Origin of the sequence: Cryobacterium sp. GrIS_2_6, from assembly GCF_035984545.1 — a bacterium.
In the GTDB taxonomy this organism is placed as follows: Bacteria; Actinomycetota; Actinomycetes; order Actinomycetales; family Microbacteriaceae; genus Cryobacterium.
This window is the reverse complement of the sequence record NZ_JAXCHP010000001.1, coordinates 662,043-678,278: the sequence shown is the minus strand read 5'-3', so window position 1 is coordinate 678,278 and position 16,236 is coordinate 662,043. Positions and strand designations below refer to the sequence as shown.

The 16,236-nt window shown below is 66.1% G+C and carries 12 protein-coding genes; 5 read left to right on the top strand and 7 right to left on the bottom strand.

Annotation, left to right across the window (positions count from 1 at the left end):
* Positions 1 to 93 precede the first annotated feature (93 nt).
* Both RCH22_RS03265 and RCH22_RS03260 read right to left on the bottom strand, forming a co-directional pair.
* Entirely contained in the window at positions 94 to 882 is a 789-nt protein-coding gene (locus RCH22_RS03265; protein WP_327012829.1) for a protein phosphatase 2C domain-containing protein, read from the bottom strand.
* A 126-nt stretch (positions 883 to 1,008) separates the two neighbouring features.
* Entirely contained in the window at positions 1,009 to 2,034 is a 1,026-nt protein-coding gene (locus RCH22_RS03260) for a TerC family protein (RefSeq protein ID WP_327012828.1), read from the bottom strand.
* Between the two features lie 211 nt (positions 2,035 to 2,245).
* Between RCH22_RS03260 and RCH22_RS03255 the strand changes: the two genes are divergently transcribed.
* Entirely contained in the window at positions 2,246 to 2,470 is a 225-nt protein-coding gene (locus RCH22_RS03255; RefSeq protein WP_327012827.1) for a hypothetical protein, read from the top strand.
* A gap of 458 nt (positions 2,471 to 2,928) precedes the next feature.
* A complete protein-coding gene (locus RCH22_RS03250) occupies positions 2,929 to 4,170 on the top strand; it encodes an MFS transporter (RefSeq protein WP_327015444.1) in 1,242 nt (413 codons plus the stop codon).
* 41 nt (positions 4,171 to 4,211) lie between these two features.
* Here the strand turns inward: RCH22_RS03250 and RCH22_RS03245 are convergent, their stop codons facing one another.
* On the bottom strand, positions 4,212 to 6,704 hold the full coding sequence (locus RCH22_RS03245; RefSeq protein WP_327012826.1) for a transglycosylase domain-containing protein: 2,493 nt from the start codon (positions 6,702 to 6,704) through the stop codon (positions 4,212 to 4,214).
* Between the two features lie 299 nt (positions 6,705 to 7,003).
* Between RCH22_RS03245 and RCH22_RS03240 the strand changes: the two genes are divergently transcribed.
* On the top strand, positions 7,004 to 9,202 hold the full coding sequence (locus RCH22_RS03240) for an EAL domain-containing protein (RefSeq protein WP_327012825.1): 2,199 nt from the start codon (positions 7,004 to 7,006) through the stop codon (positions 9,200 to 9,202).
* Between the two features lie 9 nt (positions 9,203 to 9,211).
* On the opposite strand, the gene RCH22_RS03235 is transcribed toward RCH22_RS03240, so the two are convergent.
* From RCH22_RS03235 to RCH22_RS03225, 3 genes are read right to left on the bottom strand one after another with little or no spacing between them, the layout of a single operon-like run.
* Entirely contained in the window at positions 9,212 to 9,979 is a 768-nt protein-coding gene (locus tag RCH22_RS03235; protein WP_327012824.1) for a glycosyltransferase, read from the bottom strand.
* Complete coding sequence (locus RCH22_RS03230) at positions 9,976 to 11,400, bottom strand: bifunctional PIG-L family deacetylase/class I SAM-dependent methyltransferase (protein ID WP_327012823.1); 1,425 nt, start codon at positions 11,398 to 11,400, stop codon at positions 9,976 to 9,978. The genes RCH22_RS03235 and RCH22_RS03230 overlap by 4 nt, the downstream gene beginning before the upstream one ends.
* Positions 11,394 to 12,431 carry an acyl-CoA dehydrogenase gene (locus RCH22_RS03225; RefSeq protein WP_327012822.1) on the bottom strand — a complete coding sequence of 346 codons (1,038 nt, stop codon included), beginning with the start codon at positions 12,429 to 12,431 and terminating at the stop codon, positions 11,394 to 11,396. The genes RCH22_RS03230 and RCH22_RS03225 overlap by 7 nt, the downstream gene beginning before the upstream one ends.
* 490 nt (positions 12,432 to 12,921) lie before the next feature.
* Here RCH22_RS03225 and RCH22_RS03220 point away from each other — a divergent pair, with 490 nt between their 5' ends.
* Positions 12,922 to 13,764: a hypothetical protein gene (locus RCH22_RS03220; RefSeq protein WP_327015443.1), complete on the top strand. Its 843-nt coding sequence runs from the start codon at positions 12,922 to 12,924 to the stop codon at positions 13,762 to 13,764.
* Between the two features lie 117 nt (positions 13,765 to 13,881).
* On the opposite strand, the gene RCH22_RS03215 is transcribed toward RCH22_RS03220, so the two are convergent.
* Positions 13,882 to 14,355 (bottom strand): MarR family transcriptional regulator, encoded by a 474-nt coding sequence (locus tag RCH22_RS03215; RefSeq protein ID WP_327012821.1) that lies wholly within the window; start codon positions 14,353 to 14,355, stop codon positions 13,882 to 13,884.
* Between the two features lie 83 nt (positions 14,356 to 14,438).
* On the opposite strand from RCH22_RS03215, the gene RCH22_RS03210 reads away from it, so the two are divergent.
* Positions 14,439 to 16,226 (top strand): chloride channel protein, encoded by a 1,788-nt coding sequence (locus RCH22_RS03210; protein ID WP_327012820.1) that lies wholly within the window; start codon positions 14,439 to 14,441, stop codon positions 16,224 to 16,226.
* Positions 16,227 to 16,236 lie beyond the last annotated feature (10 nt).

Genomic DNA, 16,236 nt, shown 5'->3' with positions numbered 1-16,236 from the left:
CCTCAGAATTGGGACTCGTCGCGGCAGATAAGAAGGAGTCGACCGAACAGCACCCGGACAGGCTAACACTTCGCGCCGAGTCTTCGCCGAAGGTCACGACGGTGACACGACCGATTCGACGAAGACGACCGTGACATTGTCGTGCCCGCCGCGCGCGAGCGCCTCGTCGACGAGGGCGTCCACGACGGCCTGCTGGCCGTTGGCCTGCTGCTCGGCAAGGAGCCTCGAGATGTCGTCCGGCTCGAGCTCCTTGGTGAGGCCGTCGGAACAGATCAGGAACGCACGGTGACCGGATGCCGGCACGAGCCACACATCAGCGTCGACGAATTCATCGGTTCCGATCGCCCTCGTGATGATGTTCCGGTCGGGGTGCAGTTCGGCGGACCGAGGCGTGATCAGTCCCGCGTCGACGAGTTCCTGCACCGCCGAGTGGTCGACAGACAGCTGGGCGAGGCGCACCCCGTCCCACGTGTAGATGCGGGAGTCGCCCACGTTGAAGGCCATCCAGTGCAGGCCGATGTCCGCACCGGCATCGACGAAGGCAACCCCGGCCAGCGTCGTGCCGCTCACCGCGGTTCCGAAGTCCTCTGCGCCGCTCAGGTCGCGCACCGCGTCGTTGGACGAGTGGATCGCGTCGAGGATGCGCTCGGGGGTTGAGGGACGGCCCGCCTCGATGTGTTCTTCGAAGACCCTCAGGACGGTCTGGCTCGCCTCGTCGCCGTGGGCATGCCCGCCCATCCCGTCGGCCACGAGAAACACCGGAGAGTGGGCCATGAAGCTGTCCTCGTTGAGCTGCCGGATCTGGCCGACCTCGCTGCGCGCGCCGACGGTGAACGAGACCGTCACCGTTGGGAGGGTCATCGTGTCTGCGCTCTGGACCAAGCCGGTACTCCCTCGTGCTGCGGCGCGTGTTCCGAGCCGACCCGATCGCGCCTCGGCGAGGCGTCAGAGACCCACGGTACCAATTCGGGGGGACTTTTCGCGCAGCCCGGACACGTCGTGCCCGCACTATTCCTTCGTGGTGAGCGACAGTTCCTCGCCGAGACTGTGGCCGCGGGCGCGGGCGTCACGGTTCGCCTGGATCAGGCTCGCGACCGTGGCGACGGCCATCGAGGCCACGATCACGCCGAGCGAGGTCCAGGTGTCGATCTCCGGCGCCCAGCCCACACCGTGGCCGCCGTTGATGAACGGGACCTCGTTGGTGTGGAGCGCGTGCGAGACGAGCTTCACGCCGATGAAGAACAGGATGAATGCGATGCCGTACTTGAGGTACACGAGTCGTTCGAGAAGCCCGCCGAGCAGGAAGTAGAGCTGCCGGAGTCCCATCAGGGCGAAGACGTTGGCCGTGAACACGATGAACGGGCTCGTCGTGATCCCGAAGATGGCGGGGATCGAGTCGAGGGCGAACACGAGGTCCGTCGTGCCGATTGCGATGAAGACGATCAGCATCGGGGTGAAGACCCGGCGTCCCTTGATGGTGGTGCGGATCTTCGACCCGTCGAAGGTCGGGGAGATCCGCAGGCGACGACGGATCATCTTCACGAACGCGTTGTCGGCCTCGTTGGCGTCCGGTTCCTTGGCGACGGCCTGATGCACGGCCGTATAAAGAAGGAATGCGCCGAAGATGTAGAAGATCCAACTGAAGTTCTCGATGAGGGACGCACCGAGAAGGATGAAGATCAGGCGCAGGACGAGCGCGATGATGATGCCCACCATCAGCACTTCCTGCTGGTATTTCCGCGGCACGGAGAATCTCGCCATGATGATGACGAAGACGAAGAGATTGTCGATGCTGAGGCTGTACTCGGTGAGCCAGCCCGCGAGGAACTGACCGGCATGTTCGGCATCGGCCAGGAGCAGCATCGCGAGCGCGAACAGCAGAGCGAGCACGATGTAGAAGACGACCCACAGGCTGGCCTCACGCATCGAGGGCACGTGCGGGCGCTTGTATACGATCAGCAGGTCGCCGACCAGGACGAGGGTCAGGATGACCAGGGAGCCGATTTCGAACCAGAGGGGAAGGGCGAGATCCACGGAGGGGCCTTTCGAGGAGAGGGAGGGCAGGCAGACAACCTGAAAGTCTCTCCCGCGACAAAAGGCACGTCGCTGATCCGACCGGAACCCCTGCACCGCGGTCCGTGTTGACGATCAGATCATTAAGCCCAGTGGGCTTTGAGGGATACTCCCCTTCACGGGGGCCAGTCTAGCGGACTTCCGTACCGAATCCGACAGGCAGCGCCATAATGTGCCTGCGCCGGAGAGTGGCGCGCACTCTCGAGAGGTACCCAGCAGGGCAGCGCTCCGCCTGCGCGCATTCTGCGCCGCGCTCCTGATCGCCGTCGGCGTCATACTCGCCCCCGTCGCCGTCGTCGTCGCGTGGACCAAGACCGAGGTCACCGACACCGGCCGATTCGTGACCACTCTGTCACCTCTTGTGGACGACCCCGGCATTCCAGGCGTTCCTCGTTGACCAGATCACGACAGTGATCGACGACCAGGTCGACTTCGAGGCCATCGCCACGGACCTGTTCGACGGGATCGCCCAGCTCAATCTACCGCCGAGGCCCCATGCAGCCCTTGGCCTGCTCAAGCAGCCGGCCATCGGGGGCGCGCGGTCCCTGGTCCGCACGGCGACACAGCGGCTGATCGCTTCAGGCGCCTTCGCGAATATCTGGGAGCAGACTCTGCGGGTCAGTCATTCTTGTCGGCCAGGGCTTCGCTCTCGCCGAACGGATCCCGGAGATCAACCGCACCATCCAGGTCACCCAGTCCGACGCTCTTGTCCAGGCACGGGTCGCCTGCCAGATCCTCGACATCCTGGGGTTCGTGCTGCCGTTGGCGAGTCTGGTCCTCCTGACGGATGGCGTTGCCGCAAGCCTGTAGCCTTCGACCGTGAACGTTGAGAGCACGGATGAGACCACGGCAGAGATCTCAGGTCCGGGGGACTTCTCCCCTGCCTCGGTCTCGCGGCCGCCGGTAGCGGCCCGCCGTGCCCGCATTGCGGTCGGCGTGCTCTTCTTCACCAACGGCGCGATCTTTGCGAACCTGTTGCCGCGCTATCCCGAGATCAAGGCCGGCCTCGGCCTCACGAACTCGGAATTCGGCTTCGCGGTCGCCGCATACCCGCTCGGCGCGCTCATCGCCGGGTTGACGGCCGGGATGCTCGTGCGCCGGTTCCGCTCCTCCCGGGTAGCGATCGTCGCAACGGTGTTCACCGCGGTCGGCATCCTGCTCGCCGGGGTGGCCCCCGCCTGGCTTCCGCTCGCGGCCGGGCTGTTCCTGGCCGGCGCGATGGACTCGATCACCGACGTCGCCCAGAACTCACACGCGTTGCGGGTGCAGCGACTGTACAAACGCTCCATCCTCAACTCGTTCCACGCTGTCTGGAGCATCGGTGCGGTATCCGGCGGCGCGATCGGTTCTCTCGCCGCGGGGCTCGGCATTCCCCTGGCCATCCACCTCGCCCTCTCTGCCGTGCTGTTCAGCCTCCTGGCCGTGCTGTCGTACCGCATGCTCCTGCCCGGCCCCGAACCGGACGAGGTACGGGCCGCCGTTGTTCCGGCCGGAGAGCAGACCCGCGCCGGACGAGCGGTGGGCGTGCTGGCGAAATGCGCGGTGCTCCTCGCCCTCGTCCTCATCGCGGCGTCAGGGGCCCTCGTCGAGGACGCCGGCAGCTCGTGGTCGGCCATTTACCTCTCCGTCGACCTCGGCGCATCAGCCTTCGTCGCCGGCCTCGGCTTCATCGCCCTCCAGGGCATGCAGTTCATCGGGCGGATGCTCGGCGATCGGCTCGTCGACCGGTTCGGCCAGCGCGCGGTCGCGAGAACGGGCGGCGTGATCGTCTGTGTCGGCATGGGAAGCGCCCTCGTGCTCCCGTCGGTCCTCGGCACCGTGGCCGGATTCGGCCTCGCCGGGCTCGGGGTCGCGACCCTGATCCCGGCGGCCATGCATGCGGCGGACGAGCTGCCGGGCTTCCGCCCGGGCTCCGGGCTGACGATCCTCGCCTGGCTGCTCAGGGTGGGTTTCCTCGTATCGCCGCCGGTGGTCGGCGCGATCGCCGACGCGTCCTCGCTCCGGCTCGGCCTGCTCGTCGTGCCTGTGGCCGGTGTGCTCGCCCTGCTGTTCGCCGGGGTCCTGTCCGGCCGGGCGCCTCGAGGACCCAGCAGCTGATCTTCTCCTCGCGCCGAAGTGAGCGCGGGCACTGCACCGGCTCAGCCTCCCGCGGCGGCCAGCCGGCCGACCAGGATCCTGACGGCATCCCCTGGTCTGGCACCGCTGCCGGGCGGTGGCGACGTCTTGACGACCGTGCCAACGAGAGCAGGGTCCTTCACGTCAGTCTCGTTCTTCACCACGGTGAAGTTCGACAGGGCAGCGCGGGCTTCCGCTTCACGTTTCCCCGAGACGTCCGGCACGACGACGAGCGCAGCGTTGCTCGTACGCACCGTCACGGCAGCGCCGCGGGCCGCGCTTGTTCCCCCACCGGGCTCGGTGTTCGCGACAACGCCGGCAGGTAGCTCGGAGTCGATGGTTCCGCCATTCACGTAGAGGAAGCCTGCGGATTCCAGGGTCGACCGCGCCTGGCTGAGGCTCTTGCCGCGAAGGTCAGGAATGGGCACCTGGGCGGCGTTGATGGCCGCGCCGGAGGCCGCGGGAAAGGCCACGCCGGGAAACTTCGCATTCGCGACGCTCATCACGTCCGGCCACATCCGATGCCGTGCCGTCGCGGCCTGCTGGCCGTTGAAGGAGGTGGTGCGCTGATCCCTGTCGCCCGTGACGCTCATCACGCCGGCGACGGTCGCGACCTTGGTCGTCGCGCCGCTCATCCAGGTGTCCTTGTTGCCGTCGGTGGTTCCGGTCTTACCGATCATCGGCGACTTCGGACTGGTCGCCTTGAACGAGGCAGATCCCGTTCCGCTCGCCATGACTTGCTGCATTGCATAGGTCATTCCGGCGGCGACGGTCGGGTCGACCGACTGGTGGCACGCCGACTGCGGCACGGGAAGTGCGGTTCCGTCAGAGCCGGTGATGTGGTCGATCACGATCGGGCTGCAGGTAGTGCCCTGGTTGGCGATGCCCGCGAAGGCGACCGCCATGCTCAGGGGCGCGACCTCGTTGGTGCCGAGCACCGCCGAGGCACCCTGCTCGAGCGGGCCGCCGTCGGCGCGGGTCACGTCGAAGGCCTCGGCCGTCTTACGGATGCCGCACAGGTCGAGTTTCTTGGCCATGCCGATGAAGCCCGTGTTGATCGACCCGATCGTGGACTGCAGGGCGCTGTAGTTGGCGCCGGACTCGGACGACGAGTCGTTCTTCGGGTTGTAGCCGGGGAAGCTCACGGTTCCGCCGGTGGCGCAGCTGTCCCGGAAAGTGCCCCAGTTCGACTTGATACGGGAGTCGACCCGCTCATTGAGGGAATGGCCCTCGGTCAACCACTCGGCGAGGGTGAACACCTTGTACATCGAGCCGGGTTGGAACCCGTGCGAACCGCCCTGGTCGACGTTGGTGTTGTAGTTGATGCCGGTGTAGTTCGCTCCGGTGGCCTGGACGGCCGGGTCCTGGCTGTAGTCCTTGTTCTGCGCCATGGCGAGCACCTTTCCGGTGCCGACACCGACGCTGACGATCACGCCACCGACGTCCCAGCCGGGGTAGGTGTCGGGAACGTTGGCCTTCATCGTGGCCTCGGCGGCCTGCTGCATGTCCAGGTCGAGGGTCGTGTACACGTTGAACCCGCCGCGACGGAAGTTGGCCATCCGTATGGTGTCGTCGCCACCGAAGGTCGGGTCGTTCTGCAGGGTGTTCACGACAAGGTCGCAGAAGAAGGCACTGCCGCCGGCGGTCTGGCAGCCGGTCGATGGCACGTGGATGCTGGGCTCGATGGCCGAGGCGACCGCGGCATCGTGGTCGGCCTGGTTGATCTTGCCGTACTTGAGCATCTGGCCGAGGATGTAGTCGCGGCGGTCCTTGTTCGCGGCGTACCCGTTCGCGGCGCCGTTGGTCGCGCTGTCGGGCTGGTCGAGCTGGAACTTGACCGGGTTGTTCACGATCGCGACGAGGCTCGCCGCCTGCGGCAGGGTCAGCGTCGCGGCGGTCGCGCCGTAGTAGTACTCCGCGGCGGACTCGATGCCGTAGACGGTGCCGCCGAAGCCGGTGATGTTCAGGTACTGGCGGAGGATGTCGTCCTTCGCGTACTTCTTCTCCACGCCGATCGCGAGGCGCATCTCCTTGAGCTTGCGGTCGGGAGACTTGGCGATCGCGGCGTCATAACAGTCTGACTTCTTCTGCGCATCCGTGAGCACTTCGCACTTCTGCACCAGGACGTTCTTGACGTACTGCTGGGTGATCGACGACCCACCGCGTACATCACCGGTGGCGACAGTCGTGACGATCCCGGTCACTGTGCCCTGCAGGTCGATGCCGCCGTGGTCGTAGAACCGGGGGTCTTCACCGGAGGTCGCGGCGTCCTTGACGAATTGGTTGATCGCGTCCGAGGCGACCTCGACGCGGTTCTGGTCGTAGAACGAGGCCAGGAGATAGGGGGCACCGGTGCTCGTGGTCGCGTAGATATTGCTCTTCTGCGAGAGCTGGTCGATCTTCAGGTAATCGGGCAGGTTCTCGAAAACAATGATCGCGTTTGTGGCAGCAAGGCCGGAGAGACCCAGGGCGGGAGTGACCGAGGCCGCGACGAGAATACCGGCAACGACACTCATCCCGACAAAACCCAGCAATCCGCCGACCGCTTCGAAATTCCGCCTGGTATTTGGTTTTCCGTACACGTATCCACCCATTTTATACCCGGCCATGCGGCAAATTCACTGCCGCATTGGCTCCCCCGTGACCAATCTATCCCGAAGATGCCGCACGCCGGCGTTCATTTCGAAGGCGGCCGACGCAGCTAGGTTTATCGAGAGGGAGATCTATGCCAGCCGATACCAGCACGGAGCGCGTCAGCGCGTCTCGAAGGACGGGCCGATTAGGCCGATGGCCGAACTGGACCCTCGGTCTGATCGTGGCTGCCTTCGCCGTCGCCACGATCTTCGGTACCGCAGGCGACGTGGGTTCGCTCGTACTGGGATTCTTCGCGTTGTGGATTCCCGTCGTCGTGTGCTGGATTGCGATCGGCCGTGCCCGATCCCGGCGCAAGGACCTGTACCTGATGTCCGCTGCTGTGACGATCCTGGCGGCTGGGGACACGTTCTTCGCACTGGCGACGACCGGAGGAGAATCCCTGCCGCATCCGTCCTGGGCGGATGTCGGCTTCCTCGGTTTCTACCCACTCATGTTCGCGGCACTCGTCGTTCTCGCGAGGCGCAACATCCGCGGTCTCGCGTCTCCGATCATCCTGGACAGCGCCGTCGGATCTCTCGGTGCGGCCGCCCTGTTGGCCGTGCTTCTCGATCCGATCCTCAAGGCGGCCCTCGCGGCCCCTGGATCGTTCGCCACGACCGTCGCGTTTGCATATCCGCTCGGAGACGTCCTCCTGGTCGCCTTCTTCGTCGGGATTGCAGCCTCCCACGGCACCTCCATCGGCCCGGGCTGGACCCTCCTTGTGCTGGGTCTCGCTGTCTTCACGGCCGCCGACATCATCAGCGTGTCCCAGCATCTGAACGGCCTCTACGTCATCGGCAGCCCCCTCGACATCGGCTGGCCCCTGAGCCTCGCCCTGATCGCGTCTTCGGTCGACAGGGAGGCCCGCCTCGGCTCGCAACCTCGCCAGTCGACCTGGGCGATCCCCGAACAGACGGTTCCCGCGATCGCCACGGCCGCGGGTCTCCTGGTCCTGATCCTGGGAACCCAGCTGAAGATCTCTCCGCTCGCCGTCGTCCTGGCGGCCCTGACCCTCACCCTGGCGGCTCTACCCCTGGTCTTTCGCCAGCGCATCCGCATTGCGGACGCGCACCGCCAGGCACGGACCGATGAGCTCACGGGGTTGCCCAACCGCCGCGCCCTCTACGCCGATGTGCCCGCCCGGCTGGCCGCGAATCCGCACCGGACGAGCGCGCTCCTCCTGCTCGACCTCGACAAGTTCAAGGAGGTCAACGACAGTCTCGGTCACGATGTCGGTGATGTGCTCCTGTTCCAGGTCGCCGGCCGGATTTCAGGTCAGCTGCGCACCGAGGATCTCTTCGCGCGCGTCGGCGGCGACGAGTTCGTGATCTTTCTCGACGGTTCGGATTCGGTCCGTGCGGAAGCGGTGGCGTTGAAGCTGCGCGCGACCCTGGCCCAGCCGTTCATCCTCGCGGGCATCTCGGTTCAGGCCAGTGCCAGTATCGGGATCGCCGGGTACCCCGACCAGGGGGAGGACCTGACCATGCTGCTCCGCAAGGCGGACATGGCGATGTACACGTCGAAGGCGACCCACAGCGGCCACCATATCTACCGGGGTACCGACGACAATCACGGGGAGGATCGGTTGCACCTGCTCGAGGAGTTGCGTCTCGCGCTCGTCGATGACCAGCTGGTGCTGCATTACCAGCCCAAGATCGACCTCAAAACCGGGGACGTGTGCGGGGTCGAGGCCCTGGTCCGCTGGAACCACCCGACGAGAGGTTTGCTGCAACCGGACGATTTCCTCGGTCTCGTCGAGGAGTCCGGGCTGATGCATGCCATGACCGAGATCGTGCTGCGTGAGGCCCTTGACCAGGCCGCAACGTGGTCGGGCCAGGGACGAACACTGACGATGGCGGTCAACATGTCCCCGAGTTCCCTGATCGACACCGTGCTGCCCGAACGGATCAGCGCGATGCTGTCGTCGCGTGGCCTGTCCCCCGCCGTACTGGTCCTGGAGATCACCGAAGATTTCCTCCTTTCAGACCGGGAACGCGCGCGCAGCATCCTCACCCGGTTGCAGGCGACGGGAATTCGAATCTCCATCGATGACTTCGGGACCGGGTACAGCTCCCTGGCGTACCTGCGTGACCTGCCGATCGACGAGCTCAAACTCGACAAGTCCTTCATCATCCCGATGAAGGACGACCCTCGCGCAACAGCCCTCGTCGTCTCGACCATCGACATGGCCCACAGCCTCGGCCTGCGCATGGTCGCCGAGGGCGTGGAAGACACCACGGCATACTCGGAACTCATCGGCTACGGCTGCGATGTCGCTCAAGGGTTCCTGATGTCCCACCCTCTGCCTGCGGCCGATCTGGAAGACTGGTTCGCCGCGAGAGCGTTGGACGGAAGCGCTCTGGGCCACATATCAGGCTGAGTGATTCGCTCACGGAAGGGCGCCAGCGTCGTCGACCTGCAGCGCACCCGTCTCCATGATGACGGGGAGGCGAGCGGCCTGAGCGCGCAGGTAGCCGGCGAAACCCCCGGGCGTGCGCCCGATGAGTCGCCCACTCGTAAGAACCGGGATGCGTGCCGTGCGGATTTCGCACACCCGCAGCCTCCGCAGCGCAGCGACGAGTGCAATGTCCTCGTCGGCGTCGATCCCGGGGAATTCCCCGGCAGCGAAGTACCGGTCCGCCCGCACACCGAGATTGGCCCCGTGCACGTGCGGATGTCCCTCGACGAGCCACTGCTCTGCCGCCCACCGAGCACGCATGTCGCCGTCGAGGCACTCGTCCGGCTCGACGGTGCCGAGAACCAGATGCACATCGTTCCTGGCGAAGGCAAGCTGGCTCGCGAGCCAGTTCTCCGGGACGGCTGAATCGGCATCCGTCGACGCAATCCAGGTACGACCCGTGAAATCCGCCGGGGTCTTCAGGATGCCGCGGACGCCCGCACGCCGCGCCGCACCGACGGCTCCCGTGTCGCTGCGGACCAGGTGCACGCCCGGGAAGCCCGCGGCAATCGACTCGGTCCCGTCCGTACAGCGGTCGAGCACGATCACGACCGACACGATCGGCGGCGCCGGATCGAGGATCGCGACCACGGGCTCGATCGCGGCCCCCAACGCGGCGAGGCACAGAGGAAGCAGTTCCTCCTCGTTGTGCGCGGGGATGACGATGACCACGTGGTCGATTTCACCGGGCCTGATCATGGAACGAGTCCGTCGTGCTGGGCCACGGATCGTGCCGGCTCGGACTGCCACACCTCGAGCAGGAAGTCGCTTTCGCGGTGCGCGACCGTTCGCACGAGGCCGGGCACCGTCGCAAGCATTTCGTGGACCCGGTCGCCGCTGAGTGGATACTCGGGAACCGGATGTCTCCAATGGCAGGCCAGGAGGACTCCGCCAGGGGCGAGGCCGTCCCGGCACCGCTGGAAGAACCGTTCCAGGTCTGCGGTCGCCAGGTAATAGCCGACTTCGGATACGACGATGAGGTCGAAGACTCCGGAGGGCCATTCACCAGGCAGGGTCATCCGTGCGAAGCGGACGCCGGGGCAGCCGGCGAGCCGTTCGCGCGCAATCGAGAGCGGTTGTTCCGCGATATCGACGGCCATCACGGTGTCGCACCGGGCGGCGAGGTCGGCCGTGAGCACTCCGATCGAGCAGCCGAGCTCCAGGGCGGCACCGAATCGTTCGCGCGGCAGCGCAGCGAGAGTCAGCGCGCGTTTCCGACGTTCGTACCAGCGCGTCTCGAAGCCCCACGGGTCGCGCGCCTCCCGGTAGAACTCGTCGAAGAAAGATCTCGCCAGGCTCGCCGTCCCGGTCCCATCCGGGGACGGCGCCTCCGCTGCGGTGCCGTCAACGAAGATCTCGAAGGCCCTCGCGAAATGGGCGGCCATCGCCGGCGGCACGACGGCCTCGTCTCCGGGTTCGTCGGACAGCGGCAGCACCTGGCTGCGGTGCAGCGCCAGCGCCTGCAGCTTCCGCGCCTGATCCTCGGGGGTGAGCTCAAGCCTGCGGATCAGTTGCAGCGGCCATTCCCCTTCCGGTGTCGACCAGTGCCAGGCCCAGATCGGGTACTCGAGCAGGCGGGCGCCTGACCATGCCGCTCCGGCGGCGGCCACGTCGCCGGCGAGCGCATGGTCGGGATGCCCGTCGGCCCGCCAGGGTGCGACAATCCAGGTGCCCGCGGCTGATCCTTCCGTCATCGTCTCCATGCCGGAAGGCGGCGGCCCGAGCACGGACGCCAGCGCCCGTGCCGCCGCCTCCTTGTTTCCGGCGAGGTCGCCGTCCGGCAGTCCGGCGAAGTGCAGGCGAGCGGATGGCGCCAGGTGCGCCACGGCATCCGTCACCTCTGTCTTGCGCACACGTGAAAGGCGCCCCTGGGTGTGCGTCGGGGATTCCGGGTGGGACGCTTCGCCGTCGCTGAGGACAAGGACATCGACCGGGATCCCGCGTCGCGTCGCACCGGAAAGGAGCCCGCCGGCACCGAGGGTCTCGTCGTCGGGATGCGCGGCGACGATGATCAGTCGGGCGAGGTCATCGAGGTCAAGCCGTGCTGCAGCCGTGATCCAGGGAGCGTCGGTCCAGGCCTGCTCGGCGGTGCCGAGGTCCCGGTGGCTGAAGATCACCACGGTGAGACTCCGCGAGCACCATCGAGCAGCAGAGCTCCAAGCCTGGCCTCGTCGCGTTCAGCGTGGTGTTGTCGAATGTACAACTGCAGGTCGGCGACACGCTGGGCGTGACGCGCGTCGAAGGCAAGGGGTTCCGGCCCCAGGGCATGCCCGGCCCGCTCGATCACCCGCTCTGCGGTGCGCGCGACGAGCCCACGCACGCGCGCCGCACGCACGGCCCCGTGTCTGCCGGTCGCGGTCCCCTCGTCGATCGCGCTCGCCGCGGCCGCAAGTGCCTGACCCGCTGCCGTCAGCAGCATGTCGATCGCGCCGAGGTGCGCAAGACCGATCTGATCCGGCGTGCGCTCCCCGGCGTCCCGGTAGACGCGTCTGGCGACGCCGACGGCCCCGCCCCACCAGCAGGCTGCGACCCCGATCCCTCCCCACGCGAAGCCCGGTCGGTCGAGGTACCAGCCGTCGGCGCCGATCGGCAGTGCGGGAACGCCGCGAAAGTCAACCGGACCACTCGGAAGCGATGCGAGTCCCCTGGCCACCCAGGAGCCGTCCGAAACCGTGATTCCCGGCACGCGGAGGTCGACGGCGAACAACCGACGCGTGGTCTCCGATGTGTGCGCGGTGACGAGCGCGTGGCTGAGGGCGCCGGCGAGCGAGCACCACGGCTTGACGCCGTCGAGCCGCCAGCCGGACTCGGTCTGGCGCGCCTCGAGGCGCGTGCCGCGTCCTTCCGCCGCGAACACGCCCCACGTCCGCCCGTTCCCGGATTCGACGTGGTTTCCACGGCCGGACTCAGCGGCCTGTTCCAGGATGGAGAGCGCATCCAGGTGCGCCTCCACGACGCGGGCAGCGGTCAGGTCTCCCGCCGCGACCGTGGCCAGCGTGTCGAAGAGCCGTTCGGTTCCCCCGGAGCCCGGTCCCGCCCCGTCGAGCTGAACGCCGAGCGTCACCGCCAGTCTCAGCGCCGCCTGGGTGTTCCCGTTCACCTGGAAAGCGCCGTCGGCCACCGCGCGGAGGTCATCGTCGCCCGCGTCCATCGTCGACCGGACCAGCCGAACCGACCCGCACGTGTTCCCACTATCCGTCTCGCTCACCACCTCACACCGAACCCAGCCAAGGCCATCATGTTTCCCCCATCCCACAACAGTTCATCGTGCGGAACGGCTGGTCACCCGCCCGGTCGCTCGCTCGTATGGGCAGCACGATAGCAGGAACCGAGGAAGCACGAGAGTCGAGCAGGATTTGTTTTACTCTCGACGGCATAAGCGCCCGATTCCCGGAGCAGACGGGTAAAAAACGAAACAATAGTTGGCGCAATCTTAATTTGTCGCAGATGCTTCGTGCGCGGCCGCTCAGGATCGCTTCATCGGCGACGATTCACGATGAGGCCGGGTCCGGCCAAGGCGGGAGCGTCCACGTGGCGCCGCAGTGCATCCTTCATCTCTCACTCCGGACAAGGCCATCGCGTGATGCCTTCTCAGGCATCCAAGGAGTTTCCTCAACGATCTCTTCACAACCGAACCGCTTATCGCGCTCTTCGTCACCATCGCCTTGGGATACCTGATCGGAAAAATCCGGATCGGCAAATTCGTTCTCGGCGGCATCGCTGGAACGCTGCTGGTCGGTGTGGTCATCGGTCAGATCGGAATCACGATTGACCCCGGAATCAAGACGATCTTCTTCGCCCTGTTCATCTACGCCGTCGGGTTCCAGGGAGGACCCCAGTTCTTCCATGCCTTGAACCGACGGTCGCTCAACCAGCTGGCATCCGCTTTCGTGATGTGCCTGATGGGTTTGATCACGGTCCTCGTCGGTGCCTGGATGTTCGGCCTCGACCGGGGCCTCGCCGCCGGGCTCGCCAGCGGTGGACTCACCCAGTCCGCCATTATCGGTACCGCAGGCGATGCGATTGCGAAACTCGGCCTATCCGCAGCGGTGACCAAGACGATGCAGACGAACGTCGCCGTCGGCTACGCCGTCACCTATATCTTCGGCTCCCTCGGGCCGATCATCCTGGTGACCTGGCTACTACCGGCTCTCAAACGTTGGGATATCCGGGCAGAGGCGATCAAGCTTGCCGCGTCGATGTCCGGCGGTCGAACTGAACTCGGTCCGGGACAGTTCGATGCGGTCCGCCCCGTCGTGACGAGGTTTTTTGCTGTGGGGGCGAAGAGCGAAGCGGCCGGGAAGACGGCTCTGGAGGTCGACACGGCTCTCTCTGATGACGCCGTCGAGGCAATCATCCGGTCGGGAGGGACCATCGACCTTGCCGAATCGGCGACTCGATCGTGGCGCGTAGCCACACTCTGCCAACGGAGGAACAGCGCCCCCAGGACGGGGGCGAGGGTCGGCAGCACGGGAACTGGCTGAAGGTGCCAGGCCAGCAGGTTCGGAAGTGTCGGCGGTTGCGTCGGCATCCACATGGAACCCGTCATGCTGCTCAGAGGCGTGCCTTCGCCCGGAGTGGGAACCGGTGCAGGGAACGGCTCAAAGCCCAAGAGTCAGCAAATCCGAAGCCTGGGGCTCCCCTGCCGCATCCGCGAATGCTTGCAGTGCGTGCTGAAGTGCGGTCCGCTGATCCGGCGTCATGATCGACAGGATGGCGGAGATGTCCGCTCGGCGGCGTTCGGTGACGTCGTCTACGAGTCGCCGACCACTCGAGGTGAGTTCGAGGAGGACCTCGCGCCGGCTGTCGGGACTGGCCGCCCGCTCCACCCAGCCTCCGGCGACCATTCGATCGATGAAGCGGCTGAACGTCGATGGAATGACTCCCATTCGCTCCGCCACAGCGCCCGTCCGCGTTGGACCGGCCGAGCTGAGCATGACTAGGACCCGAAACTGCGGCAGAGAAACGACGTCAAGCGTTGCGACGACCGAGCGAGCAACCACGCCGAGCAAGGCGCGGGAGGCGGCAAGGGTCGCGTCCGCGGCCCGCGCGTCGGCTGCAGTGAAGGCATCCATCCGTCAATCCCCGTTCCAGACAAGTGATAACGTGATTATTGCACACATACAACATTTGTCTAATTACACATTACGGAGCCTTGATGGCACAGCGTACTCTGAGCCTGCGGGGACGAATTGGATCCCTGTTGCTGGAGCCCTTGCACACGTGGTTCAACCGGATCCTCACCGGCTCCGGACGACTCCTGTTTATGTCTGTCGTGGTCGGCGCGGGTGTCGGTTTCGGCGCAGTTGCGTTCCGTTGGCTGGTGGCCACCGCGACTCTGATTTTCACGGGAACGGTCGATTACTCAGCCTCCGTCGGCCATCCGGCCAATCCCTGGGTTCCGTGGTTGGGCGGCGCATTTGTGATCGTCGCTCCAGCCATTGGCGGCCTCCTCTACGGCCCATTGGTGAACAAGTTCGCACCGGAAGCCCGGGGGCATGGCGTTCCCGAGGTCATGTACGCCATCACCAAACGCGGCGGCCGGATTCCGGGCAAGGTTGCGATCGTCAAGTCGCTCGCTTCGGCCATCACAATCGGTTCCGGTGGGTCGGTGGGGCGCGAGGGCCCGATCGTCCAAATCGGGTCAGCATTGGGGTCCACACTGGGGCGCGCAGTCCGGCTGCCCGAATCCCAGTTGAGGACCCTGGTCGCGTGCGGCGCCGCCGGCGCGATCGCGGCCACGTTCAACGCTCCGATCGCCGGAGTCTTTTTCGCCCTCGAACTCCTGCTCAGGGATTTCGCCGCCCGTTCCTTCGGCGTGGTCGTACTGGCCTCAGTGACCGCATCGATCGTCGGCCGCTCGCTCCTGGGCGATCATCCCTTCCTCAGCCTGCCGACATTCACCATCGTCAACCCGTCGGAATTCACGCTCTTCGCCGTGCTCGGACTCGCTGCCGGCCTGACCGGAGTCGGGTTCACGAAGGTGCTGTACGCCGTGGAAGACCTCTGCGACTGGGCTTGGCGGGGCAAACCGGAGTGGCTGCGACCGGTCGCCGGCGGGCTGGTGCTCGGCCTGGTGCTTTTTGCCCTGCCCCAGATGTACGGGGTCGGCTACCCGGTTCTGGAAAAGGGCGTCCAGGGCGGCTATGCCCTGGGGTTCGTGGCGCTGCTGCTCGTCGGCAAAGTCGTGGCGACGAGCCTGACCATCGGCATCGGCGGGTCCGGAGGAGTGTTCGCACCGTCACTTTTCATCGGCGCGATGCTCGGTGCCGCATTCGGCGACGTCGCCGGCATGGTGTTTCCCGTGTTCGCTGGGCAAACCGGAACCTTTGCCTTGGTCGGCATGGGAGCAGTCTTCGCCGGAGCCACGCGGGCCCCGATCACGGCAGCAATCATCCTGTTCGAACTGACCGGGGAATACTCGATCATCCTTCCCTTGCTGCTCGCGATCGTGATCGCGACGGGCGTGTCCCGATTGCTCAGCAAGGATACGATCTACACCCTCAAACTTCGTCGCCGCGGCGTGAGCGTCGACGGGGGTCCTGGGGGCATCCTGCTGCACTCAACGCTCGTGCGTGAAGTCATGACGGATGCGCCCGGTGCGGTGAGTTCCCGGCTCACGCCCGCCGCAGGAGCGCGGATACTGATCGATTCCGGCAAACGCGCCCTGCCGGTTCTTCATAGCGATGGAACGTTCATCGGAATCGTGACAGTCGCTGCTATATCTGACTCACTGGGCAATGATGATGACAGTAGTGCGATCACCCTCAGCGCTCTGATCGAGACGCCCACTGCCGCGAGCCCCGATGACACCCTGGACAGTGTGCTGGATCGGGTGCTGGCGGCCAGTGAGAGCGATGGGCTGCCCGTTGTCGACTCGAACGGAATGCTCCGCGGCTGGCTCACACTCAATGCCGTCCTCCGAACGGTGACGGCCGGGCCCTGACAGAAGGACG